This is a genomic window from Hydrogenimonas sp. (assembly GCF_029933015.1).
GTDB lineage: Bacteria > Campylobacterota > Campylobacteria > Campylobacterales > Hydrogenimonadaceae > Hydrogenimonas.
Genome location: NZ_JAOZOZ010000142.1, coordinates 1 through 1,852, shown reverse-complemented (window position 1 = coordinate 1,852; position 1,852 = coordinate 1). Strand labels below are relative to the sequence as shown.

At 58.8% G+C, this 1,852-nt stretch carries 2 protein-coding genes; both read right to left on the bottom strand.

The features are described 5' to 3' along the window. Positions 1-1,406 (bottom strand): hypothetical protein (locus tag Q1K23_RS08220; protein ID WP_300363723.1); only part of this gene is annotated, 1,406 nt, incomplete at its 3' end. After that, positions 1,373-1,852, bottom strand: a 480-nt coding sequence (locus Q1K23_RS08215) for an ankyrin repeat domain-containing protein (RefSeq protein WP_300363721.1), incomplete at its 5' end; no start/stop codon positions are given. The genes Q1K23_RS08215 and Q1K23_RS08220, both read right to left, overlap by 34 nt.

The following is a 1,852-nucleotide window of genomic DNA, read 5'->3' as shown; positions in this document are numbered from 1 at the left end:
AGGTTCTGCCTGATATACTCTCCAAACGCCTCGTTGCGTTTGAGGATCTGGTTGAGCTCCCCGTCGGTCTGGTATCCCAGCAGGATTTCGATGGGGGTGGAGGGGTTGGAGGCGAGGGCTTTGTGGATATCGCGGTCCTTGATTTTGGCGAAGTTTCTCAGATGGTTCAGGGGCATGGCGGGATTGGCGGCGAGGGCTTCGTAGACCTTTTTGTCCCGTACCCGGGTCAGACGTTCCAGCATTTCGGGTGATGCGGCGCCGTTGCCGGCCAGAGCGCGCAGGATCGAGGGGTTTTTGCTCCGCTCCAACGCGTCGTACACTTTCGGGCTCAGGTTTTCGTTGGCGGCCAGGGCTTCGAGCAGTTTTTCGATGCCCGTTTCCACCAGGCGTATGGCCATCGCCTCTTCCAGCCTTTCGTTGGAGCCCAGGGCTTCGAGCTCGGCTTCCTCCCTCCGTTCCAGCACGCTTTCGATCGTCTTTTCGTCCAGCGGCTGCGACAGCAGGAACGCACATCGCACGGCGGCATCGTCGCTTTGCGCCAGCCTCTCTCTCAGATCGGCGGCAAGGTTGGGGTTGCGCGCCAGCCCTTCGAGAATCCGTCGCTCGCTCCGCCCGGCCAGCTCTTTCTGCTTCGATTCCGGCAGGTTCGGATGGGCCGCCACGAAGCCGAGCCGACGCAGATCGTCGTCTACGAGAAATCTTTCCAGCACAGAAGTGGGCAGATGGGGATTGATCAGCAGCGACTCGTGAAGGGTTCTGGGCATCCACGCGTCCCGACTTCTCTGGGTGATCTCGTAATCCGGAATCCGGGCCATCGCTTCCAGCAGTTTTGCGTTGTCGCTGTGGGCCGCCACGAGAAAAGGGCCGACGGGAGAGTACTGGATATTGTGATTTTTCTCGATTTCGGGGTAGAACCTCGCCACCAGCGTGCCTGCCACGTCCCGGTTCTCGTCGGTTTCGAAAGGCCCCTGCCCCTCCCAGTCGTAGAAGCCGAGAATCTCGCAGAACAGATCGTCGCCGATGGCGCCGTTGTGGAGCAGATCGATGATGCGCTCCCTGTTCGGGAAAAGCGCCAGACTCCCCAGCAGCGCGTCCGGATCGATATGGGAGGCGTAATAGCGCTCCAGCTCCACAAGATCGACGACCGGTACGCCCTCTTTGTACTTTTCGTCGCTGTAGGCCTCTTCCAGCGGATTGATCAGTCGTCCCATAACGATCAGCGCGATCGGTTCGTCCTTTTCGTCCCCGGCCCTTTCGGCACCCAACTGGTCGAGAAAAAGCGCGATATCCTCTTCGCTCATCGTCTTCGTCTTTCCCAGAAAAAGAACCTTTTTCCCCCGCAATCCGGGTACGATATCCTCCAGTTTCACCATCAGAAAGGATTCTCCATCTTCTCTTCGATCCATTTCTGCGCCCCGGTTTTGCGTAGCTTTCGCGCGAAATCCGCCGCCGTGAAGCCCATCTGATCCACGGCATACAGATCGGCGCCTTTTTCATAGAGCAGCTCCATCATCTCGAGATACTCGAAACAGGCCGCCAGCATCAGCGCCGTCATACCGCTTTTGCGTCTCGTCTCGGCCGGATCGATCCCCTTTTCGATGAAAAGTTCCGCCAGATCGAGACGGTTGTGCTCCACCGCTTCATCCAGCAGGCTCACCCCCTCTTCCGTCGTCCAGAAAAGATCCGCGCCATGCGCCAGCAGCAGCTTGGCCATCTCCAGCGAAGCCTGCGACTTGACCGCCCAGTAGAGCGGCGGTCTGCCCTCTTCATCCGCCGCATTGACGTCACATCCCTCCGCCAGCAGACTTTTCGTACGATTCAGCGCATCGTTTTTTACAGCCTCGATCAAATC